This is a genomic window from Streptomyces sp. CB02400, assembly GCF_001905725.1.
Taxonomy (GTDB): Bacteria; Actinomycetota; Actinomycetes; order Streptomycetales; family Streptomycetaceae; genus Streptomyces; species Streptomyces atrovirens.
This window is the reverse complement of sequence record NZ_LIWB01000004.1, coordinates 494,035-514,290: the sequence shown is the minus strand read 5'-3', so window position 1 is coordinate 514,290 and position 20,256 is coordinate 494,035. Positions and strand designations below refer to the sequence as shown.

The window sequence follows — 20,256 nt, the reverse complement described above, 5'->3', positions numbered from 1 at the left end:
GTTCAGTAGGTGAGGGCGTCGTCCATCGACTGCTGCCAGTACGTCACCGCCATGCTGCTGTCGTAGTACACGCCGTCCGCCGGCAGGGCCGGGACGGCCGACGGGCCGCCGTCGCTGTTCGGGGTGTTGCCCTGGAAGGCGACGGTGAGCTTGTGGGCGGTGGCACCGCCGTCCCCGCTGCCGTCGGCGGCCGACAGGAGCACGCCCGCGTACGCCGTCTCACCCGGTGCGAGGGTGACCACGGCCTGCGGCTTCGACGCCTCGACGGGCTGCGGCACCCACTGCATCTCGTCGAAGCGGAGCACCGGGTAGTAGGTGAGGTTGCAGTTCTGCGAACCCGAGTTCTTGACCGTGATCAGCATGTGGTTGACGGGGCGGGACACCGGCCGGGCGTCGACGGTGGTGTTGGAGCCGTTGCAGGAGAGCCGGGTGACCCCGGGGTCGTCGGAACCGCCGGAGCCCCCGCCGGTGTTGGCGGACGTCCCCTTGTCACCGGTCTTGCCGCCGCTCTTGTCGCCGGCCTTGTCCTGCTCCGCGGTGCCGCCGCCGGTGCTCTGGCCCTTGTCGGTCTGGGAGCCGCCCGAGGGGGTCGTCCCGACGCTCTCCGCCGCCCCCGCGGGCTGGGAGGCGCCCTCGTCCTGGGTGCCCGTGCCGTCCTCGCAGGCGGTGAGGGCGAGGGCGGCGAGGACGGCTCCGGTGGCGGCGACGAGGCGGATGCGAGAGGTGCGCATGGTGAATTCCTTTACGTGGTTCAGGGGTTCGGCGTGGCCACTCGACCGGGAGCCGGGAGCGGCGTGCTTGGATGACCAGAGCTTGTCCGCCGATCCGTCCCGGTCGCCACACCTGGCGGGGGATCCGGGACGCTGGAACGCGCGGAACGCTGTGACCTGGGGAAACGACCGTCCCCTGGAACGGCGGAATGGGATACGGGGGCGGGAGGAACAGTGTCGGAGAACACGGCCGCGGCGGAGTTCGCGGCGCAGTTGAGGATCTTGAAGGAGCGGTCCGGGCTGAGCTACGGGGTGCTCGCCAAACGGCTCCACATGAGTACGTCGACCCTGCACCGGTACTGCAACGGGGACGCGGTGCCGACGGAGTACGCACCGGTCGAACGGCTGGCCCGGTTGTGCAAGGCGCGCCCCGAGGAACTGGTCGAGCTGCACCGGAAGTGGGTGCTGGCGGACGTGACCCGGGGGCGGAAGGGGGCGCCGTCGCAGGGAGCGGCGTCCGCCGGAGGAGCGGCGTCCGTGGACGCACCGGCACCTGCCGGCGGACCGGTACCCGCCGGCGAACCGGCGCGCGTCGGCGAACCGGCGGAGGACGCGGCGGTCCGGGACCAGGAAGCAGACGGCGGTCCGGTGGCCGGGCAACCGACGGTCGGGCAGCCCACGGCCGGGCAGCCCGAGGCCGGGGTTTCGGAAGCGGAAACCCCGGGAGCGGGGGCCACAGGAGCGGGGACCCCGGGAGCGGAGATCCCGGAAGCAGGGACCCCAGGAGCAGAGACTCCGGAAGCAGGAGCCACAGGAGCGGGGGCTCCGGGAGCAGGGATCCCGGAGGCCGAGATCCCCGCGGTCACCGGCCCCGGCGAGGTCCGTGTCCGCCCCCGCCGCCGTACCCGTACCGCCGTCCTCGCGGGGATCGCCGTGGCCGCCGTGCTCGGTGGGGTCACGTTCGCCCTGGGGGGCCTGCCGGGCGACGGGGGCGGGGGCGACCGGAAGGGCCCGGTGGGAGCCGCGGCCGACGGTGTTACGGACAAGGACGAGGACGTCACCGCGTCACCCTCCGCCTCCGCTTCCGCCTCCTCCTCCCCCTCTTCCTCCGCGTCCCCGTCCCCCTCCGCGAAGGGCGAGAAGGAGGCACCCCGCACCCCGGCCACCGCCTCCACCGCCCCGGCGGACGACGGCGCCGGGGACGTCGTGCCGCTGACCGTGCGGACCGAACCGTACTTGTGGAAGAGCCCCTGCGCGCAGCGGTATCTGGTCAACAGGCCGGCGAGCGGGGTGAAGCCGCCGCCGACGGAGCAGGACGCGACGGCGTGGGTCAGCTCGTTCGGGGCCGTCTCGTCGGAGGAGCAGTACGTGCGGCTCACCGTGCAGGGGGCCGGGGACGAGACGGTGGTCGTGGAAGAGCTCAACGTGCGGGTGGCGGGCAAGCGGTCGCCGCTGGCCTGGAACGACTTCGTGATGGGCTACCCCGGCGTGGGCTGCGGCGCCGGCGTGCCCACGCGTTCCTTCACGGTCGCCCTCGACGCCGCCCGCCCGGTCGTGACCCCGGAGTCCGGGCAGCGGGACTTCCCGTTCTCGGTGAGCGAGTCGGACCCCGAGGTCTACTACATCACCGCCGACGCCTCCGCCTACGACGTGAGCTGGTACCTGGAGCTGAAGTGGTCCAGCGGCTCCCGCAGCGGCACGCTCACCGTGGACGACAAGGGCCGCCCCTTCCGCACCAGCGGCAACAACGGGCGCCCGGCGTACGAGTTCCCGCTCGGCGGCGAGGAATGGGTCCCGGAGGGCACGACGAACCTCGGATAGACAGAGCCGACCGGGCACCACCAAGTCCGGCCGCGCGTTAGGTTGTCGAACGCCGACCGACATCCCGACCCCCCAGGGAGACGCCCATGACCGGTGACGCGCTCAGTCAGGATCCCGCCGGGCTTCAGCGGCGGATCGACAGCAGCAAGGCGCATCCGGCCCGGGTCTACGACGTGTTCCTCGGGGGCAAGGACCACTACCCCGCGGACCTGTCGGCGGCGGCCGCGGGGCTGGCGGCGAACCCGCGCGGGTACCTCGACGTGCGGCACAACCGGGACTTCCTGCGGCGCGCGGTGAACACGCTGGTGACGGACGACGGCATCCGGCAGTTCCTCGACATCGGCACCGGCCTGCCCACCGCGGAGAACGTGCACCAGATCGCCCAGCGCGTCGCCCCCGAGTCCCGGGTCGTGTACGTCGACAACGACCCGGTGGTGCTGGCGCACGCGCGCGCCCTGCTCACCAGCGGCCCCGAGGGCCGTACGGACTACATCGACGCGGACCTGAAGGACCCGGCCACCATTCTCGAACGGGCGGCGAGGACACTGGACTTCGACCGGCCGGTCGCGCTGTGCCTGGTCGCCGTCCTGCACTTCGTGGAGGACGAGGAGGCGTACCCGATCGTGCGCGAACTCGTCGACGCCCTGCCCTCCGGCAGCCGCGTGGTGCTCAGCCACCTCACCGAGGACCTCAACCCGGAGAACGTACGGGCGGTGCAACGGACGTACACCGAGCGGGGGTTCACGTTCGTGCTGCGTACGCGGGCGGAGGTGGAGCGGTTCCTCACCGGGAACTCCCTGGACGTCGTGGACCCGGGCGTGGTCCCCGTGCACCGCTGGCGCCCCGACCACGCCGCCCCCGTCCCCGAGCGGCCGGAGGCCTCCTACCTGGAGGGCCTCGACCCCATCGAACGGGTCCGCTACGAGGACGTCAACGACGTGACGGACGCCGACATCAACGTCTACGGGGCCGTCGCCACGAAGGGCTGAGACGGGCCCGGCTGTCCGGATCGCGGAAACTCCCTTGTAGGCAGCACGTACTTCCCTAGAGTGCGCGCATGACCGTGACCGAGAACGCGTCCGCCGCCACCGCCGTGACCGCTCCGCTGCCGCCGCTGGCCGCGCGGGCCCGGTCGACCGGCGGTTCGCCCGTACGGGACATCCTCGCCGTCACCGCCCGCCCCGAGGTGATCAACTTCGCGGGCGGGCTGCCGGCCCCCGAACTGTTCGACACCGACGGCATAGCGGCGGCGTACCGCGCGGTGTTCGCCGAGACACCCGCGCGGGCCCTGCAGTACTCCACCACCGAGGGCGAGCCCACCCTGCGGGCCGCGCTCGCCGCCCGCACCTCGGCACGCGGCCTGGCCACCGACGCCGACGACATCCTCGTCACCACCGGCTCCCAGCAGGCCCTGTCGCTCCTCGCCACCGCCCTCCTCGAACCCGGCGACACCGTCCTCGTCGAGCGCCCCTGCTACCTGGCCGCGCTCCAGGCCTTCGGCCTCGCGGGCGCCCGGGTGGTGGCCGTGCCGGGGGACGAGGACGGGATCGATCCCGGGGCACTGGAGGAACTGGTGGTGCGCGAGCGCCCCAAGCTGCTCTACACGGTCCCCACCTTCTCCAACCCCACCGGCCGCACCATGCCGGCCGCCCGCCGTGCCGCCGTCGCCGAGGTCGCCGGGCGGCGCGGGCTGTGGATCGTCGAGGACGACCCGTACGGGGAGCTGCGCTTCGAGGGCGAGCGGGTGCCGTGGATCGCCTCCTACGAGGGTGCCCGGGACCGGACCGTGCTGCTGGGTTCCTTCTCCAAGGTCATGGCACCCGGCCTGCGCCTGGGCTGGCTGCGGGCGCCCGACGGGCTGCGCCGGGCCTGCGCCGTCGCCAAGCAGGCCGCCGACCTGCACACCCCCACCGTCAACCAGCTCGCCGCCGCCCGCTACCTCGCAGACAACGACCTCGACGCCCACGTCGCCCGCGTCGCCGTCGCCTACCGGGCACGCCGGGACGCCATGCTCGCGGGACTCGCGGACGCGCTTCCGGCGGGGGCGGCGTGGACCCGCCCCGAGGGCGGCATGTTCCTGTGGGTCCGGCTGCCGGGCTCGTACGACACCACCGCCCTCCTCCCCGACGTCGTCCGGCACGACGTGGCGTACGTCCCCGGCGCGCCCTTCCACGCCGGCGAGCCCGACCGCGCCACGCTGCGGCTCTGCTTCGTCACACAGACCCCGGACGAGATCGCGGAGGGGCTGCGCAGGCTGGGCGAGGGGCTGCGGGAGGCGGCGCACCGGACGGCTTAGGACCCGCGGCGGGGTCCCGGCGTAGGACCAATGGACGAGGGCGGGGCTGTCGTCGCCGCACGTACGGTGATGCCATGTCTGACAGCGCACGGACGACGACGACACCCTTCTCCCTGGACGCCTACCTCGAGCGCATCGGCTGGGAGGGCGGGCGGCGCCCCGACACGGCCACGCTCCGCGGCGTGCAGCTCGCCCATATGAGGGCCATCCCCTTCGAGAACCTCGACGCCCTGGGCGGCCGTGCCCCCTCCCTCGACCTCTCCGACCTGATGGCCAAGCTGGTCCACGGCCGCCGGCGCGGCGGCTACTGCTACGAACACAACACGCTGTTCGCGGCGGCCCTGGAGGCGCTCGGCGTCCGGGTGACCCGGCTGACCGCGCGGGTCGTCGTCGGCGCCGACCGCTTCGAGGACCGCCCGCGCACCCACATGGCCCTCCTCGCCGAACTGCCCGGCGACCCGCGGCCCCACCTGGCCGACGTCGGCTTCGGCGCCGTCGGCTCGCTGCTGGAACCGGTGCCGCTCACGGCGGACACCGAGTTCCACGACGCCGGCCGCCGGCACCGGCTGGTGCACGCACCGCACCGGGGGCCGCTGGAGACGTGGGTACTGGAAGCGCACACCGCGGGCGGCTGGCAGGCACAGTACGCCTTCACCCTGGAGCCGTTCGAACCGTCCGACTACGAGGTGATCAACTGGCACATCGCCACGAACCCGCGTTCCCCGTTCTCCCGGCGCCCCTACGTCCAGCGCCTCACCCCGGACGCCCACCTGCTCCTCGACGGCGACCGCCTCACCGTGACGCGCACCGGCGACGGCACGGTCACCGAGAGGAAGCTGTCCGAGGAGACGGAGGCCCGCCGGGTGCTGGCCGAGGAGTTCGGCATCGACGCACCGGCGGGCCTGACGCTCCTGCGGTGACGGGGGCCGGGCCACACCCCGGTGGAGCGTGCGGGCCGTGAGGTCGCACAGCAGCAGGCGGTTGGCCACCTGCTCCGGCGAATCGGCCTTCGGCACCGGGCACTTGTCGTAGAACGACGTGTACAGCGACGCCAACTGGTACAGGTACGCGGCCGGCTCGTGCGGGGCGTACTCCGCGGCCGCCTCGAAGAGCGGCCGGAGGCCTCCTGCCCGGAGGGCCTCGACCCCGTCGAGCGGGTCCGCCACGAGGACGTCAACGACGTGACGGACGCCGACATCAACGTCTACGGAGCCCCGCCACGAAGGGCTGAGGCCGGCCGGACCGTCCGGATCGCGGGAAGCGGAGGCCGGGGGAGGCGCTGCGCGCCCGACGCTAAGAGGGCGACGGGCGCGGCACGGCCGCGTCCACGCGGGCGACGAAGCACTCCCGCGCGCCGCCGTCCGCCGCGGGCCGGAAGCAGGCCCGGACGGTGCTGCCGGGGCGGGCCGCGGTCATCTCGGTGTAGACGTAGGTCTCCGCGTCGATCCCGTCCACGGTGCGCACCTCCCGGGCCGGGCCGCCGGCCGTGACATCCACCCGGTCGCCGATCCGGGTCCCCCACATCCGGGCCCAGCTCGCGCCGCACCCCTCGCTGTACCGCAGTTCCACGTGGGCGCCGGTGGACGTGCGGTACGTGGCGAGGCTGACGGGGGCGACAGCGCAGACCATGCGGATCGGATCCCGGCTCTCGCAGGTGTCCCCGTGGCAACGGGGCGCGAGGACGTACGAGGAGGAGGACGACAGCGGTTCGCCCGGTCCGGCGGCCCGCTGCGGCAGCAGGAGCATCCCCAGCGCCACACCACCGGCGATCACGGTGTAGACCGAGATCAGCACCACCAGGAGCCTGCCCCACCGGCCGCGTGACCACCCGGCGTCGGCGTCGCGCCGAGGCTCGGCAGGGGCGGTGACCGGGGCAGGGGCGGTGACCGGGGCAGGGGCGGGGGCGGCGGGGACGGAGGCGGGAGCGAGGACCGCCGCACGGCCGCTCCAGTCCGACTCGGCGATCTCCCACAGCGCCAGCAGCCGCCCGTCCGGCTCACCGGCGACCCGGCACAGGTCCCGGACCGCCTGCCGCGGGGGCATGGCCTTGCCGTTGAGATAGCGCTCCCACGACGACTTGCTGTACACCGTGCGTTCCGCCAGCGCCGCCAGACTCAGTCCCGTACGGGCCCTCAGCTCGCGCAGCGCAGCGGTCAGCCGGGTGTGGTCCGCGCTCACCGCGGTGCCGCCCCCCGTAGCGCCTGCCAGGTGCGCTGGCCGATGATCCCGTCCACGACCAGCCCCTCCCGGTCCTGGAAGCGTTTGACCGCGCGCCGGGTCAGCGGGCCGAAGATCCCGTCGACGTCCCCCGGCGAGACGCCCGCCCGGCGCAGCAGGCACTGCGCCTCGATCACCTCCGGCCCCGTGGCGCCGTACGCCACGACGGCGTCCCGGGTGCGGCTGTGGCCCGCGTACCAGCGGTCGCCGGTCCGTTCGGGCCGGCAGGTGTAGAGGGCCGGCAGCAGGGGCGCCGGGTCGGAGGCCGTGGCGTCCGTCGCCGCCGCGACCGTACCGGCGCGGGCGGCCTCGGCGGCGGCACGGGCCTCGGCCAGTTCCACGGCCAGCACGAGCACCGCGGAGACGGACAGCACCAGGGCCACCGCTCCCACCGTGACCGCGACGCGCAGGGAACGCCCGTACGGCCGCCGCGTCGTGGGCTCGTGCTCCGGTGCCGCCGGCGCGTCGGGCGGGGGGCCGGCGGTGGCCGCGCGTCCCTCCGCCCAGCGTTCGGCGGCGATCTCGTGCAGCACCAGCAGCCGGGCCGGATCGTCACCACCGGTGCGGGCCATCGCCTCGACGGCCTCCCGGGGCGGCAGGGACCTGCCGCTCAGATAGCGTTCCCACGACCTGGTGCTGTAGCCGGTCTTGGCGGCCAGCTGCCGCGTGCTCAGTTCACCGCGGTCCTTCAGCTTGCGCAGCCGCACGATCAACTGGCGAATCTGTGGATGGAGTTCGGCGGGCAGCTCTCTCCAACGCGACAAGTTCCCCCCACTCGCGCTCGGGATGGTCGGTCCCGGGCCCCGTGTCCCGGACTCATTCTGCGTCAGCCACCACGACGGCCACAGGAGCGCGGTTCCGGCCAGGGAACGGAATCGGCCACCGCCCGCCGTGACCGTCCCGCCGCACCGCCCCGGCGGACCACGTCCCGGCAGGTCAGCGGGTGGGACGTCCCGCAAGGGCGCCAGTTCCGCGGCAACGGTGGCCGGACATCCCGCCGAACCCGCAGTCTCGTTGCGGAGCCGGCCGGTGCGGTCGGTTCCGCCCATCGCACTTCACCGGAGGGGAACAGTATGCGAGCTCTCACGAAGGCACTCGTCAGTGTCACCACCGCCGTCGGCATCGCCGCCGGCGGCCTGGCGACCGCGGGCACCGCCATGGCGGCTCCCGCGACGGCCCAGGAGCGGGTGGTGAACGCCGAGGCGAGGGCGCTCGCGGTGGTCAACCTGGGGCTGAGCACCGCCCGGGCCCAGCGCTGGCAGTGCTGGCTGCGCGACACGGGTTACAACCCCGGCACGATCGACGGGCAGCTCGGCACCAACAGCTGGAAGGCGGCGCAGAGGAAGTTCAGGGACCTGGGCTACTACAACGATTCCATCGACGGAATCGTCGGGCCCAACACGGTCAAGGCGCTGCAGCGTTACCTGAACCTGCACGGCGCCAACCTCGCCGTCGACGGGGACCCCGGACCGGCGACCAAGGCCGAGTTCTGGGACTTCAACGACATCAACTACTGCGCCTGAGCCGAACGCCGCGGCCCGTCCTCCCCAGAGGGAAGAGGACGGGCCGCGTGCCGTATGCCGGTGAACGCGTCAGAGCCGCTCGGGCGTCCGGATGCCCAGCAGGGCCATGCCCCGGTGCAGCGTGCGGGCCGTGAGGTCGCACAGCAGCAGGCGGTTGGCCACCTGCTCCGGCGAATCGGCCTTCAGCACCGGGCACTTGTCGTAGAACGACGTGTACAGCGACGCCAACTGGTACAGGTACGCGGCCAGCTTGTGCGGGGCGTACTCCGCGGCCGCCTCGAAGACCGTGTCCCCGAACGCGTCCAGGTGCAGGCCCAGCGCCCGCTCCGCCTCGTGCAGCTCCAGCTCCGGGTGAGCGGCCGGGCGGACCTCGCCGGCCTTGCGGAGGATGGACTGGATCCGGGCGTAGGCGTACTGGAGGTACACGCTGGTGTCGCCGTTGAGCGAGACCATCTGGTCCAGGTCGAACTTGTAGTCGCGGTTCGGCGACGTCGACAGGTCCGCGTACTTCACGGCCCCGATGCCGACCTGCGCGGCCCGCTCCTGGATCTCGTCCTCGGTGAGGTCCCGCGCCTTCTCCCGCACGACCTCCGCCGCCCGCTGCACCGCCTCGTCCAGCAGGTCCTCAAGCCGTACGGTCTCGCCCGCACGCGTCTTGAAGGGCTTGCCGTCCGCGCCGAGCACCGTGCCGTAGCCCATGTTGTGCGCGGTGACGTCGTCGTTCAGCCAGCCGGCCCGGCGGGCCGTCTCGAAGACCATCTTGAAGTGCAGCGACTGGCGCACGTCGACGACGTACAGCAGCGTGGTCGCGTGCAGGTCGACGACGCGGTTGCGGATCGCGGTCAGGTCGGACGCCGCGTAGCCGAAGCCGCCGTCGGCCTTCTGCACGATCAGCGGCACCCGCTGGTCGTCCTTGCCGCGGATCTCGTCGAAGAACACCACGAGCGCGCCCTCGGAGCGCTCCGCGACGCCCATCTCCTCCAGGAGGCGGGCGGTCTCGGGCATGCCCTCGTTGTACGCGGACTCGCCGACGATCTCCTCGTCGCGGATCTCCATGTCGAGCTTCTCGAAGACGGAGTAGAAGTAGACCTTCGACTCGTCCACGAACTGCTGCCACAGCTCGAGCGTCTCCTTGTCACCGGACTGGAGGGCGACGACCCGCCTCCGGGCCCGCTCCTTGAACTCCTCGTCCGAGTCGAAGAGCGCCCGCGACGCCTTGTAGACCCGGTTCAGGTTCGACATGGCCTGCTCGCCGTCGACGTCCTCCGGCGGGGCCAGCTCGCCGGGGTGCTCGAACAGGTACTGGATGAGCATGCCGAACTGGGTGCCCCAGTCGCCGATGTGGTGCCGGCCGATCGTCTTCTCGCCGGTGAAGTCGAGCATGCCGCGCAGGGCGTCGCCGATGACCGCCGACCGCAGGTGGCCGACGTGCATCTCCTTCGCCACGTTCGGCTGGGCGTAGTCGACGACCGTGACGCCCGCGTCCTCCTTCAGCGGCACGCCGAGGCGCTCGCCGTCCGCGTGCCGCGCGGCGAGGTTCTCGGTGATCGCCCGGTCGGCGAGGGTGATGTTGAGGAAGCCGGGGCCGGAGACCTCGACGTCCTTGATCAGGTCGTCGCCGGTGGTGATGTGCGAGACGACCTCGGTCGCCAGCTCCCGCGGGTTCGCCTTCGACTTCTTCGCCAGCGCCAGGATGCCGTTGGCCTGGAAGTCCGCCCGGTCACTACGTCGCAGCAGCGGGTCCGCGCCGGCGGCCTCGGGGCGGGTGGCCGAGAGGGCGGACGCGAGATGCTGCTGGACGGAGTCGGTGAGGGACGTGACCGAGGCCATGGAGGCTGCCGTTCTGCTCGGGTTCGTGGACTACTACCGAAGCCGAGTATCCCACGCGGTGAAAAGCGGTTTTCGCGGATGCGGGCCGTACTGGGAGAATGGAGCGGTCAGCCGTGCGACCGTACCGGCTGCCCGAGCAGAAAGAAGGACGTGCCGATCGTGGCTCAGAGCACCGAGACCACCGACTGGGTCTCCCGTTTCGCGGATGAGGTCATCGAGGAGTCGGAGCGTCGGGCCCCGGGCAAACCTGTGGTCGTCGCGTCCGGGCTGTCGCCCTCCGGCCCGATCCACCTGGGCAACCTCCGCGAGGTCATGACCCCCCACCTCGTCGCCGACGAGATCCGCCGCCGCGGCCACCGGGTCCGGCACCTGATCTCCTGGGACGACTACGACCGGTACCGCAAGGTCCCGGCCGGCATCACCGGCGTCGACGAGTCGTGGGCCGAGCACATCGGCAAGCCGCTGACCTCCGTCCCCGCCCCCAAGGGCTCCGCGTACCCGAACTGGGCCGAGCACTTCAAGGCCGCGATGACCGCGTCGCTGGCCGAGCTGGGCGTGGAGTTCGACGGGATCAGCCAGACCGAGCAGTACACCTCCGGCGTCTACCGCGAGCAGATCCTGCACGCCGTCCGGCACCGCGCCGACATCGACGCGATCCTCGCCCAGTACCGCACCAAGAAGGCCCCGGCGAAGAAGCAGCAGCAGAAGCCCGTCGACGAGGCCGAACTGGAGGCCGCCGAGGGCTCCGGCGCCGCCGCCGAGGACGACGGCAGCTCCGGCGCCGCCGGGTACTTCCCGTACAAGCCGTACTGCGGCAACTGCGAGAAGGACCTGACGACGGTCACCGCCTACGACGACGACTCCACCGAGCTGACCTACGCCTGCACGGAGTGCGGCTTCTCGGAGACCGTCCGGCTGAACGAGTTCAACCGCGGCAAGCTGGTCTGGAAGGTCGACTGGCCCATGCGCTGGGCGTACGAGGGCGTGATCTTCGAGCCGAGCGGGGTCGACCACTCGTCCCCCGGGTCGTCGTTCCAGGTCGGCGGGCAGATCGTCGGGATCTTCGACGGCAAGCAGCCGATCGGGCCGATGTACGCGTTCGTCGGCATCAGTGGCATGGCGAAGATGTCGTCGTCGCGGGGTGGCGTGCCCACGCCCGCCGACGCGCTGAAGATCATGGAGCCGCAGCTACTGCGCTGGCTCTACGCCCGGCGCCGCCCCAACCAGTCCTTCAAGATCGCCTTCGACCAGGAGATCCAGCGCCTCTACGACGAGTGGGACCGCCTCGACGCCAAGGTCGCCGACGGCTCCGCCCTGCCCGCCGACGCCGCCGCGCACTCCCGCGCGGTGCGCACGGCGAGCGGTGAGCTGCCGCGGACGACCAGGCCGCTCCCGTACCGCACGCTCGCCTCGGTGGCCGACATCACCGCCGGGCACGAGGACCAGGCGCTGCGGATCCTGAGCGAGCTGGACCCGTCCGACCCGCTGGGCTCCCTGGACGAGGCCCGGCCGCGCTACGACAAGGCCGAGGCGTGGATCAACACCCACGTCCCCGCCGACCAGCGCACCATCGTCCGCGCGGAGCCCGACGCCGAGCTGCTGAAGTCGCTCGACGAACAGGGACAGCAGTCCCTGCGGCTGCTGCTCGACGGCCTCGCCGACAACTGGTCGCTGGACGGGCTCACCCACCTCGTCTACGGCGTGCCCAAGGTCCAGGCGGGCTTCTCCGCCGACGCCACGCCCAAGGAACTGCCGGCCGAGATCAAGACCGCCCAGCGGTCGTTCTTCGCGCTGCTGTACCACCTGCTGGTCGGGCGGGACACGGGACCGCGACTGCCCACACTGCTGCTGGCGGTGGGGCAGGAGCGGGTGCGGGTGCTGCTCGGGGAGTAGTCCCCGCCTGTACGCCTGTACGCCTGTACGCCTGTACGCCTGTACGACGACAGGGGCGCCCGGTGTCGGCCGGGCGCCCCTGTCGTCGTACTCGCGCCCTACGCGATGTGGTCCTCTTCCAGTTCCGCCGTGTGGCGCTGCTGGAAGCGTTCGGCGAGGGTCTTCAGCTCGCTCGGGTTCAGCGTCGTGCCGTAGGTCGCCTGGATGTTGTCACCCAGGACGCGCGGCGTGGGGTAGCTGCCGTCTATCGACTGGCGGAACACCTGGTAGTACGCCTCCTCGTCCGGATCCGAGAGGGGGGAGCCGCCGCCCTCGCCCAGCTCACGGGTGCGGCCGCCGGGGACCACCGGGATGGGGAAGCTGCCGGTCTCCTCCGGGGAGGGCTCCTGGAGGGGCGGCTCCTCCTGGTACTGGTCCTCGTACTGCTCGGCCTGCTGCTGTTCCGCGTACCAGCGGGCGTACTCCTCGTCGGGGTCGTAGGTGGGGTCGTAGCCGCCGTGGTACTCGACGGTGCGGGGGTCCCGGGCGTGGAGCCACTGGTTCTGGTCCGGGGCCGTGTCCTCCTGCGGCCCGGGGTTCTGGTTGCTCTCCAGTTCCAGGCGCTGCTCGCTATGAGGTGCCGCCGCGCCCACCCGTGCCGCCCCGGCGGCACGACTGCCCGCAGCCGCGTCGGCACGACTGCCCGCAGCTATCTCCGGTGCCTCGGGCGCCGGGGGTATCAATGCCGGTTCTATGCCCGCCGCCGCCAGGCCCGACGGAGCCGTTTCGGCCAGGGGAACGCCGTACTTGGCGAGGCGCAGCGGCATCAGGGACTCGACCGGGGCCTTGCGGCGCCATGAGCGGCCGAAGCGGGAGCGGAGGCGGGCCTGGTAGACCAGACGCTCCTGCTCCAGCTTGATCACCTGCTCGTAGGAACGCAGCTCCCACAGCTTCATCCGCCGCCACAGCAGGAACGTGGGCACCGGCGACAGCAGCCAGCGGGTGAGCCGGACGCCCTCCATGTGCTTGTCGGCGGTGATGTCGGCGATGCGCCCGATCGCGTGCCGGGCCGCCTCCACGGAGACCACGAACAGCACCGGGATCACGCCGTGCATGCCCACACCGAGCGGATCGGGCCACGCCGCCGCACCGTTGAACGCGATCGTCGCCGCCGTCAGCAGCCACGCCGTCTGCCGCAGCAGCGGGAACGGGATACGGATCCAGGTCAGCAGCAGGTCCAGGGCCAGCAGGACGCAGATGCCGGCGTCGATGCCGATCGGGAAGACGTAACTGAAGTTCCCGAAGCCCTTCTGCAGGGCAAGCTCACGGACGGCCGCGTACGAACCCGCGAAGCCGATTCCGGCGATGATCACGGCACCGAAGACGACCACGCCGATGAGAACCCGGTGCATCCGTGTCAGCTGCAGTGGCGCGGCCACCCGTACTCCCCTCCCAGTGCGTGTTGTTGCGCGCAACAGAGTGGCACATGTGTACGGGGGACGGGTGGCCGGTTCCCGTTCAGGGTCGGATCAGCCCTTGCTCGACGCCTTCGAGGCGGACTCCGAGGCGGACCCGGAAGGGGACTTCGAGGACGACTCGGACGCCGACTTCGAGGGGGACGCCGACGCGGACGGCGCGGCGCCCGTGCCGTTCGCCTTCGTCACCGAGGCCACCGCCTCCTTGGCCGCCTTCTGCGCGTCCTTCATCAGGTCGTCGGCGTCCGGCGTCTTGTCACCGGCGAGACCGGCACCGTTGTAGTCGAGGGTGACGACCACGTTCTCCACGCGTGCCACGACCGTCTGCTGCTTGAAGGTGCCTTCCTTCTTCTTCAGGTCGTAACGCACCGCGGTCGCCTCGTCACCGGCCCCGTCGACCGGCTCCGACTTGGTGCTCTTCGCACCCTCGGCCGACTGCGCGTCCCGCACCTGCTTGTCGTAGTACTCCTGGGCGAGCTTGTCGCCCGCACCACGGGTGGTGTCCGAGTCGAAGCGCAGCAGCGACACGTTCAGCCAGCGGAACTGCGAGCCCTTCACACCGTTGTTGTCCAGGCTGCTCCAGGAGCAGCTTCCCCGGGTGGAGACGTCGTCCGAGGAGCCCTCCTTGCCCTTCTTCGCCTTCGGCGCCAGGTCGTCCAGGGTCTTCTCGGACAGCACCGTGCACGGCTCCGGGAGCGTCTTGTACGCCGCCGCCCGCACCGTCGGGGACGGGCTCGCGGACTGCGAGGCGGAGGCGGAGGCGCCCTTGTCCTTGCCCTCGTCGGAGCCGGAGTCCGAGGAGCAGCCGGCGGCGACCAGGGGGACGGCGACCGCGCAGACAAGGACGCGGGTGAGGCGCTTCGCTCGCGGTGATCGCGGGTCTCGCTGTACTCGTCGCTGCATGGTTCCTTCACTCATGACGCTCGTGTTCCCTGCGGTCGGAACGGGTCCGAGGGGTCACGGTACGCGGTGAGTCACCCGCGCGGTCGTCCTTCGCATGCTTCGCGCAGGGCGGTGAAGGGGCTCCGGACGGTGCTCAGCCGCTCAGCGAATCGGCCAGCTCCGAGGCCAGTTTCCGTGCCCTGTCCTGCAATTCCTTGCTGTCCGGGACGACTCCGACGGTCACCGGCTGCTCCGCGTACTCGACGGTCACGATCACGTTGGACGTGCGGAACGCCACAGTCACCGTGCGCTGCTCGGCGGTCGAACCGGAGCTGTTCAGCTCGTCGTCGAGGAACGCCTCCTCACCCAGGTCCTCCAGCAGACGGGGCTGGAGGTCGGAGGGGGCGGCGGACGGCGAGGCGGTGGTGGACGACCCGGACGAGGGGGACGAACTCGGGTTCCCGGAGGGGCCGATGGACGGGGTGCCGGACTCCGTGGCCGTCACCACCGGCTCCGGAAGGTGCGCCGCCTCCCGCTTCTCAGCGAAGAGTTCCTCGGCCTGGGTGTCGTCGCCGACGGCGTTGTCGTAGGAGACGACCCGCTCGAAGTCGACCAGCAGATGGTCGGTCGCCTCCGCGGACTCCACCTTCCAGCGGCAGCCCACCTTGCGGTCGGTGTCGTACGTGAGGGTCGCCTCGCCCGCGTACGCCTTCTCGCGCTGCGCCTCGTCGGTCATCTCCTCGATGCCGGGCAGGAGTTGGTCGAGCGTCGCGTCCTCGACCACACCGCAGGGCTCGGGGAGCGTGGCGTACTTGCCGGGCTGGGCGGCCTGGGTGGCCGTACCGGCGCTTCCCGGGTTGGAGTTGTCCGACTGGCCGCCGTCGTCCGAGCTGCCGGTGCAGCCGGCCAGGACGGCCGCCAGGAGCGCGGCGACGCCGGGTACGTACGCCTTCCGCTGCACGTTCGGGCTCCTCTCGACGGTGGGTGCGGGCCGGTGCCCGCCGGGTCTCCCCAGTGTCCCCGCTGGTTAATCGTTTGCCGCACGGGGGCGCCCCCTGCAGACAATGTGTATCGCACGCACTGCCGTGGACGCCGGTCCGTCATCCCTTTTCGCAGACCTTGGCGCCGGTTTTGCGATTCAGGGCTTCTGTTGACTTCATGGGGGAATGGGGACGTTATGTCGTACGTGGAACTGCCGGGTGCGAAGGTGCCGATCCGGATGTGGACGGATCCGGCGACGGTGGAGGAGGGCGCGCTCCAGCAACTGCGCAACGTCGCCACCCTGCCGTGGATCAAGGGCCTGGCGGTCATGCCGGACGTGCACTACGGCAAGGGCGCGACGGTCGGATCGGTGATCGCGATGCAGGGCGCGGTGTGCCCGGCGGCGGTGGGTGTCGACATCGGCTGCGGCATGTCCGCGGTGAAGACGTCCCTGACGGCGAACGACCTGCCGGGCGACCTGTCGCGGTTGCGGTCGAAGATCGAGCAGGCGATTCCGGTCGGTCGCGGCATGCACCGCGAGGAGGTCGACCCGGCGCGGCTGTACCGGTTCCCGACGGGGGGATGGGACGACTTCTGGTCGCGGTTCGACGGGGTGGCGGATGCGGTGAAATTCCGACGGAGCCGGGCTGTTTTGCAGATGGGAACACTAGGCGCCGGGAATCATTTTGCAGAAGTATGCATAGATATGCAGGGGGAGGTGTGGCTGATGCTGCACTCCGGGTCCCGCAACATCGGTAAGGAGCTCGCTGAGCATCACATCGGTGTGGCGCAGAAGCTGCCGCACAACCAAGGGCTGATCGACCGGGACCTCGCCGTCTTCGTCGCGGACACCCCGCAGATGGCGGCGTACCGCAATGACCTCTTCTGGGCGCAGGAGTACGCGAAGTACAACCGCGCGATCATGATGGCGCTCTTCCAGGAGGTCGTCCGCAAGGAGTTCCGGAAGGCGAAGGTGACCTTCGAGCCGGTGATCTCGTGCCACCACAACTACGTGGCGGAGGAGCGGTACGAGGGGATGGACCTGCTCGTGACCCGTAAGGGCGCGATCCGGGCCGGATCCGGGGAGTTCGGGATCATTCCCGGCTCGATGGGCACCGGTTCGTACATCGTGAAGGGCCTCGGGAACGCGGCCTCGTTCAACTCGGCCTCGCACGGCGCCGGCCGGAGGATGAGCCGGAACGCGGCGAAGAAGCGCTTCTCGACGCGGGACCTGGAGGAGCAGACGCGGGGTGTGGAGTGCCGTAAGGACTCCGGTGTCGTGGATGAGATCCCGGGTGCGTACAAGCCGATCGAGAAGGTGATCGAGCAGCAGGCGGACCTTGTGGAGGTCGTCGCCAAGCTCAAGCAGGTCATCTGCGTGAAGGGTTGACGGGCTGGGGGCGCCGGGGTGGCGGCGCCCCTGGTCCTTGCGTCAGTTGGCAGGCATCGCGACCTGGCCGGTGCGGAGTCGCCACAGGCGCATGGAGCAACTTTGCTGGGTGCGGTCGAGGGCGACGGCCGCGGCCGCGGGATCATCGAGCCGGAGCAGTTCGCGGTCGTCCGTCGGGGTCCATCGGCGGCGGGGCGGTGCGATTTTCATGTCCGCGGGGCGGATCCAGGTCTGGATCGATGCGGCGTTGGCCTTTTGTGGTCCAGGGCGAGGCTACCGGGGTAGTAGAGGTGTTCGGCGAGCCGCTGTGCGTGCTCCTTGAAGTAGGTGAGGACGTAGACCTGGTCACGGGTGTTGCGGCGGGGGACGCGTTCCGCGCCCGTGACCTTCTTCGCGTAGTGGCACATGTATTCGGTGAGGCCGGTGCTGGCCGACGTCAGGGAGAGGTACGGGAGGCCCTCGGCCGTCCAGCCGAGCGAACCGTCGGCGTCGATGATTCCCCGGAGGTAGTCGCGGCGGCGGAAGTCGACGAGGGGTGGCCGGATGAGCAGTGATTTCTTTCCGTACGGAATGCCGAGTTCGTTGACGATGGTGCGGGCTTCGAGCGAGCGCACCGTCCAGATGGCCGAGCGGTGCTGTTTGGCGAAGTTGGTGGCGCGGATCCGCTCCCTGATGGAGCTGTAGTACGGGGTCAGCCGCTGGAACTCGTGGAGGATGTGGGCGTCCCGGGCGCTGATTTCGACCGAGAGGCATCCCTTCTGTCCTGTGCCTTGGTGGAGGTGCCCGTCGGCCTGGAGGAAGCCGAACATGTAGGCGTACTCGGGGTCTTCGAGATCCATGAAACGCCGGGCGGGCGCGCTAAAGTCCTGTTCAGCCATGGGAAGTTGTGCCTTCCTGATGGTGAGGCGCTCGGCCGGGACGGGAATCCCGGTCGAGTGCCGTTCTGTTGACTTAATGGCGAGCCTAGGTCGGGTGTTCATGTCTCGGTCGTGTTATCGATGTCTTTCACCCCCGTGGGCTAATGAAGTTGATGGTCAACCGTCCCTGTCCGGATGCGGTGATGTCGAGAACAGGGGGTTCTTGTGGTGGGGGAACTCTCTGCGTGGTGTGGCGAGTGGCTGGGATCGTCGCCCGTCGAGACGCTCTTCGAACGCGCGCACCTGTCCACGGTCGTGGGGCTGCGGCTGGCGGACGGTCGCGAAGTCGTCGTCAAGACGAGGCCGTTCGAGGAACGGCTGGTCGGCTGCCTGGAGGTGCGACGCCGTATGCGCCGAGCCGGCTTCCCGTGTCCGGAGGTGCTGGCGGGGCCGGAGCCTGTGGACGGCCGTGATCCGTTTCCGGTTCGGGTTACTTCGCGTGGGTCACCGCGTAGATCATGACGAAGGCGACGATGTGGATGCCGAAGAGGAAGTAGCCGAGGTAGTACCAGACGTAGCGTTCGCGTTTCTTCTCCAGGGCCAGGCGGCGCTGTTCGGTCTCGTCGTCGGGCATCAGGGCTCCCGGTGGACCTTGGTGTTGGAGGCCTGGGCGCGGGGGCGGACGACCAGCAGGTCGATGTTGACGTGGGGCGGGCGGGTGACCGCCCAGGCGATGGTGTCGGCGACGTCGTCCGCGGTGAGGGGGTCGGCGACGCCCTGGTAGACCTTGGCGGCCTTCTCCGCGTCGCCGCCGAAGCGGGTGAGGGCGAACTCGTCGGTCCTGACCATGCCGGGCGCGATCTCGATGACGCGCACCGGGCGGCCGACGATCTCCAGGCGGAGGGTCTCGGCGAGGACGTGGGCGCCGTGCTTGGCGGCGACGTAGCCCGCGCCGCCCTCGTAGGTGGCGTGGCCGGCGGTGGAGGACACGACGACGACCGTGCCGTCGCCGCTGGCGTCCAGCTTGGGGAGCAGGGCCTGGGTGAGGTTGAGGGTGCCGAGGACGTTCGTCTCGTACATCGTGCGCCACTGGTCCGGGTCGCCGGTGGCGACGGGGTCGGCGCCGAGCGCGCCGCCGGCGTTGTTGACGAGGACGCCGACGGTCTTGAAGGCGGTGGCGAACTCGTCGACGGCGGCGCGGTCGGTGACGTCGAGGGGGTAGGCCGTGGCCGCGTGGCCGGCGGTGGTGATCTCCTCGGCGAGTGCCTCGATGCGGTCCTTGCGGCGGGCGGTGAGGACGACGCGGTAGCCGGCTTCGGCGAGGCGGCGGGCCGTGGCGGCGCCGATTCCGCTGCTCGCACCCGTGACGACGGCGATACGGGACGCGGCGGGCGGTACGGCGGTGGCCATGGGGTGCTCCTCGGGCGGTCGGGACCGGTCCCGGTCAGCATAAGCGGGGGTGGTGGGTGAGGTGTCAGCCGTTGCGCGGGGCCCACATGATCACGGCCATGCCGGCGAGGCAGACCAGTGCGCCGGTGATGTCCCAGCGGTCGGGGCGGTAGCCGTCGGCGACCACGCCCCACAGGATCGAACCGGCGACGAAGATCCCGCCGTACGCGGCGAGGACGCGGCCGAAGTGGGCGTCGGGCTGGAAGGTGGCGACGAAGCCGTAGGCGCCGAGGGCGAGGACGCCGCCGGCCGCCCACATCCAGCCGCGGTGTTCCCGTACGCCCTGCCAGACCAGCCAGGCGCCGCCGATCTCCAGTACGGCGGCGAGGACGAACAGGGCGGCGGAGCGGAGGATCAGCATGCGGGCAGCCTCGCACGCGGGGGATCACCTGTTGGACGGCGCCTGGCGCGGGCCGGGAGTGGGATACATCCGCAGGAGCGGAGAGGAGCCGTGCATGGCGGGAGACACGCGGGCCGGGCTGCTGGCGGAGCTGGCCGTGGTGTCCCGGCGGTACATGGCGGCCCACGCCCTGCTCAACCAGGCGCTCGCCGATCACCTGGGCCTGCACCCCACCGATCTGCAGTGCTTGAACCTGCTGACGCTGGAGGGCGGTCCTGTGTCCACGGGCCGGATCGCGGAGCTGACGGGGCTGACGACCGGGTCGGCGACGCGGCTGGTGGACCGGCTGGAGCGGGCGGGGTACGTGGTGCGGGAGCGGGACGCGGGGGACCGGCGGCTGGTGCTGGTGGCGGTGGTGCCGGAGCGGGCGGCCGAGTTCGGGCGGGTGTGGGAGCGGCTGGGCGGTGGCTGGTTCGCGCTCTTCGACGACCTCGACGACGCGCAGCTCGCCCTGTTCACCGACCACATGAGGCGTGCGACGGAGTTCAGCGCGGAGCAGGCGGCGCGGCTGCGGTCCGGCGCCGTCGGGCGGGCGGAATAGTCCGGTCCGGCC

Annotated in this window: 20 protein-coding genes and 2 pseudogenes; 9 read left to right on the top strand and 13 right to left on the bottom strand. The window is 71.3% G+C overall.

What is annotated here, in order from left to right; genetic code table 11:
- Positions 1-2: 2 nt before the first annotated feature.
- Complete coding sequence (locus tag AMK33_RS13405) at positions 3-731, bottom strand: DUF4232 domain-containing protein (protein WP_073933009.1); 729 nt, start codon at positions 729-731, stop codon at positions 3-5.
- A 213-nt stretch (positions 732-944) separates the two neighbouring features.
- Here AMK33_RS13405 and AMK33_RS13400 point away from each other — a divergent pair, with 213 nt between their 5' ends.
- The 4 genes from AMK33_RS13400 to AMK33_RS13385 all read left to right on the top strand — a co-directional run bounded on the left by AMK33_RS13400 (position 945) and on the right by AMK33_RS13385 (position 5,747).
- Complete coding sequence (locus tag AMK33_RS13400; protein WP_073933008.1) at positions 945-2,531, top strand: helix-turn-helix domain-containing protein; 1,587 nt, start codon at positions 945-947, stop codon at positions 2,529-2,531.
- An 86-nt stretch (positions 2,532-2,617) separates the two neighbouring features.
- On the top strand, positions 2,618-3,520 hold the full coding sequence (locus AMK33_RS13395; RefSeq protein WP_073933007.1) for an SAM-dependent methyltransferase: 903 nt from the start codon (positions 2,618-2,620) through the stop codon (positions 3,518-3,520).
- Positions 3,521-3,588: 68 nt separating this feature from the next.
- Positions 3,589-4,827: an aminotransferase-like domain-containing protein gene (locus AMK33_RS13390; protein ID WP_073933006.1), complete on the top strand. Its 1,239-nt coding sequence runs from the start codon at positions 3,589-3,591 to the stop codon at positions 4,825-4,827.
- A 74-nt stretch (positions 4,828-4,901) separates the two neighbouring features.
- Positions 4,902-5,747, top strand: coding sequence for an arylamine N-acetyltransferase family protein (locus tag AMK33_RS13385; protein WP_073933005.1), 846 nt, complete (start codon positions 4,902-4,904; stop codon positions 5,745-5,747).
- A 9-nt stretch (positions 5,748-5,756) separates the two neighbouring features.
- On the opposite strand, the pseudogene AMK33_RS13380 reads toward AMK33_RS13385, so the two are convergent.
- A pseudogene (locus AMK33_RS13380) lies at positions 5,757-5,969 on the bottom strand (DALR anticodon-binding domain-containing protein); the annotation flags it as partial.
- Between AMK33_RS13380 and AMK33_RS43780 the strand changes: the two are divergent.
- Positions 5,937-6,038, top strand: a pseudogene (locus AMK33_RS43780) (SAM-dependent methyltransferase); the annotation flags it as partial. The pseudogenes AMK33_RS13380 and AMK33_RS43780 overlap by 33 nt on opposite strands.
- An 82-nt stretch (positions 6,039-6,120) precedes the next feature.
- Here the strand turns inward: AMK33_RS43780 and AMK33_RS13375 are convergent.
- Both AMK33_RS13375 and AMK33_RS13370 read right to left on the bottom strand, forming a co-directional pair.
- Positions 6,121-7,005, bottom strand: a complete 885-nt coding sequence (locus AMK33_RS13375; protein WP_073933004.1) for a helix-turn-helix domain-containing protein — start codon at positions 7,003-7,005, stop codon at positions 6,121-6,123.
- Complete coding sequence (locus AMK33_RS13370) at positions 7,002-7,808, bottom strand: peptidoglycan-binding protein (protein WP_073933003.1); 807 nt, start codon at positions 7,806-7,808, stop codon at positions 7,002-7,004. The genes AMK33_RS13375 and AMK33_RS13370 overlap by 4 nt, the downstream gene beginning before the upstream one ends.
- 309 nt (positions 7,809-8,117) lie before the next feature.
- On the opposite strand from AMK33_RS13370, the gene AMK33_RS13365 reads away from it, so the two are divergent.
- Positions 8,118-8,567, top strand: coding sequence for a peptidoglycan-binding domain-containing protein (locus AMK33_RS13365; protein WP_073933002.1), 450 nt, complete (start codon positions 8,118-8,120; stop codon positions 8,565-8,567).
- Between the two features lie 69 nt (positions 8,568-8,636).
- On the opposite strand, the gene argS is transcribed toward AMK33_RS13365, so the two are convergent.
- Positions 8,637-10,397 (bottom strand): arginine--tRNA ligase, encoded by a 1,761-nt coding sequence (argS, locus tag AMK33_RS13360; RefSeq protein WP_073933001.1) that lies wholly within the window; start codon positions 10,395-10,397, stop codon positions 8,637-8,639.
- 150 nt (positions 10,398-10,547) lie between these two features.
- On the opposite strand from argS, the gene lysS reads away from it, so the two are divergent.
- Complete coding sequence (lysS, locus tag AMK33_RS13355) at positions 10,548-12,290, top strand: lysine--tRNA ligase (protein ID WP_073933000.1); 1,743 nt, start codon at positions 10,548-10,550, stop codon at positions 12,288-12,290.
- A gap of 98 nt (positions 12,291-12,388) precedes the next feature.
- Here the strand turns inward: lysS and AMK33_RS13350 are convergent, their stop codons facing one another.
- The 3 genes from AMK33_RS13350 to AMK33_RS13340 form a co-directional block, all read right to left on the bottom strand.
- The gene (locus tag AMK33_RS13350; RefSeq protein WP_073932999.1) at positions 12,389-13,708 is read right to left on the bottom strand and encodes a DUF2637 domain-containing protein; all 1,320 of its coding nucleotides are present in this window, start codon (positions 13,706-13,708) and stop codon (positions 12,389-12,391) included.
- Positions 13,709-13,798: 90 nt separating this feature from the next.
- A complete protein-coding gene (locus AMK33_RS13345; RefSeq protein ID WP_079194839.1) occupies positions 13,799-14,647 on the bottom strand; it encodes a DUF3558 family protein in 849 nt (282 codons plus the stop codon).
- Between the two features lie 133 nt (positions 14,648-14,780).
- The gene (locus tag AMK33_RS13340) at positions 14,781-15,587 is read right to left on the bottom strand and encodes a hypothetical protein (protein ID WP_073932997.1); all 807 of its coding nucleotides are present in this window, start codon (positions 15,585-15,587) and stop codon (positions 14,781-14,783) included.
- A 216-nt stretch (positions 15,588-15,803) separates the two neighbouring features.
- Between AMK33_RS13340 and AMK33_RS13335 the strand changes: the two genes are divergently transcribed.
- The gene (locus AMK33_RS13335) at positions 15,804-16,997 is read left to right on the top strand and encodes an RtcB family protein (RefSeq protein ID WP_073932996.1); all 1,194 of its coding nucleotides are present in this window, start codon (positions 15,804-15,806) and stop codon (positions 16,995-16,997) included.
- A gap of 42 nt (positions 16,998-17,039) precedes the next feature.
- On the opposite strand, the gene AMK33_RS44905 is transcribed toward AMK33_RS13335, so the two are convergent.
- The 5 genes from AMK33_RS44905 to AMK33_RS13320 all read right to left on the bottom strand — a co-directional run bounded on the left by AMK33_RS44905 (position 17,040) and on the right by AMK33_RS13320 (position 19,664).
- Entirely contained in the window at positions 17,040-17,207 is a 168-nt protein-coding gene (locus AMK33_RS44905) for a hypothetical protein (RefSeq protein WP_327379180.1), read from the bottom strand.
- Positions 17,204-17,836 carry an LAGLIDADG family homing endonuclease gene (locus tag AMK33_RS13330; protein ID WP_327379179.1) on the bottom strand — a complete coding sequence of 211 codons (633 nt, stop codon included), beginning with the start codon at positions 17,834-17,836 and terminating at the stop codon, positions 17,204-17,206. The genes AMK33_RS44905 and AMK33_RS13330 overlap by 4 nt, the downstream gene beginning before the upstream one ends.
- A 508-nt stretch (positions 17,837-18,344) precedes the next feature.
- Entirely contained in the window at positions 18,345-18,488 is a 144-nt protein-coding gene (locus AMK33_RS42820) for a hypothetical protein (RefSeq protein ID WP_167748567.1), read from the bottom strand.
- Positions 18,488-19,264: an SDR family NAD(P)-dependent oxidoreductase gene (locus AMK33_RS13325; RefSeq protein ID WP_073932995.1), complete on the bottom strand. Its 777-nt coding sequence runs from the start codon at positions 19,262-19,264 to the stop codon at positions 18,488-18,490. The genes AMK33_RS42820 and AMK33_RS13325 overlap by 1 nt, the downstream gene beginning before the upstream one ends.
- Positions 19,265-19,328: 64 nt before the next feature.
- Positions 19,329-19,664 (bottom strand): YnfA family protein, encoded by a 336-nt coding sequence (locus AMK33_RS13320; RefSeq protein WP_073932994.1) that lies wholly within the window; start codon positions 19,662-19,664, stop codon positions 19,329-19,331.
- Positions 19,665-19,758: 94 nt separating this feature from the next.
- On the opposite strand from AMK33_RS13320, the gene AMK33_RS13315 reads away from it, so the two are divergent.
- Entirely contained in the window at positions 19,759-20,244 is a 486-nt protein-coding gene (locus tag AMK33_RS13315) for a MarR family winged helix-turn-helix transcriptional regulator (RefSeq protein ID WP_073932993.1), read from the top strand.
- The last annotated feature ends 12 nt before the right edge of the window (positions 20,245-20,256 follow it).

Excerpts from the sequence above, each read along its gene's own strand:
- AMK33_RS13315 (WP_073932993.1), top strand. The coding sequence starts at position 19,759 with ATGGCGGGAGACACGCGGGCCGGGCTGCTGGCGGAGCTGGCCGTGGTG.
- AMK33_RS13320 (WP_073932994.1), bottom strand. The coding sequence starts at position 19,664 with ATGCTGATCCTCCGCTCCGCCGCCCTGTTCGTCCTCGCCGCCGTACTG.
- AMK33_RS13395 (WP_073933007.1), top strand. The coding sequence starts at position 2,618 with ATGACCGGTGACGCGCTCAGTCAGGATCCCGCCGGGCTTCAGCGGCGG.
- AMK33_RS13385 (WP_073933005.1), top strand. The coding sequence starts at position 4,902 with ATGTCTGACAGCGCACGGACGACGACGACACCCTTCTCCCTGGACGCC.
- AMK33_RS13365 (WP_073933002.1), top strand. The coding sequence starts at position 8,118 with ATGCGAGCTCTCACGAAGGCACTCGTCAGTGTCACCACCGCCGTCGGC.
- AMK33_RS13335 (WP_073932996.1), top strand. The coding sequence starts at position 15,804 with ATGTCGTACGTGGAACTGCCGGGTGCGAAGGTGCCGATCCGGATGTGG.
- AMK33_RS13405 (WP_073933009.1), bottom strand. The coding sequence starts at position 731 with ATGCGCACCTCTCGCATCCGCCTCGTCGCCGCCACCGGAGCCGTCCTC.
- AMK33_RS42820 (WP_167748567.1), bottom strand. The coding sequence starts at position 18,488 with ATGCCCGACGACGAGACCGAACAGCGCCGCCTGGCCCTGGAGAAGAAA.
- AMK33_RS13345 (WP_079194839.1), bottom strand. The coding sequence starts at position 14,647 with ATGCAGCGACGAGTACAGCGAGACCCGCGATCACCGCGAGCGAAGCGC.
- argS (WP_073933001.1), bottom strand. The coding sequence starts at position 10,397 with ATGGCCTCGGTCACGTCCCTCACCGACTCCGTCCAGCAGCATCTCGCG.
- AMK33_RS44905 (WP_327379180.1), bottom strand. The coding sequence starts at position 17,207 with ATGAAAATCGCACCGCCCCGCCGCCGATGGACCCCGACGGACGACCGC.
- AMK33_RS13330 (WP_327379179.1), bottom strand. The coding sequence starts at position 17,836 with ATGGATCTCGAAGACCCCGAGTACGCCTACATGTTCGGCTTCCTCCAG.
- AMK33_RS13325 (WP_073932995.1), bottom strand. The coding sequence starts at position 19,264 with ATGGCCACCGCCGTACCGCCCGCCGCGTCCCGTATCGCCGTCGTCACG.
- AMK33_RS13390 (WP_073933006.1), top strand. The coding sequence starts at position 3,589 with ATGACCGTGACCGAGAACGCGTCCGCCGCCACCGCCGTGACCGCTCCG.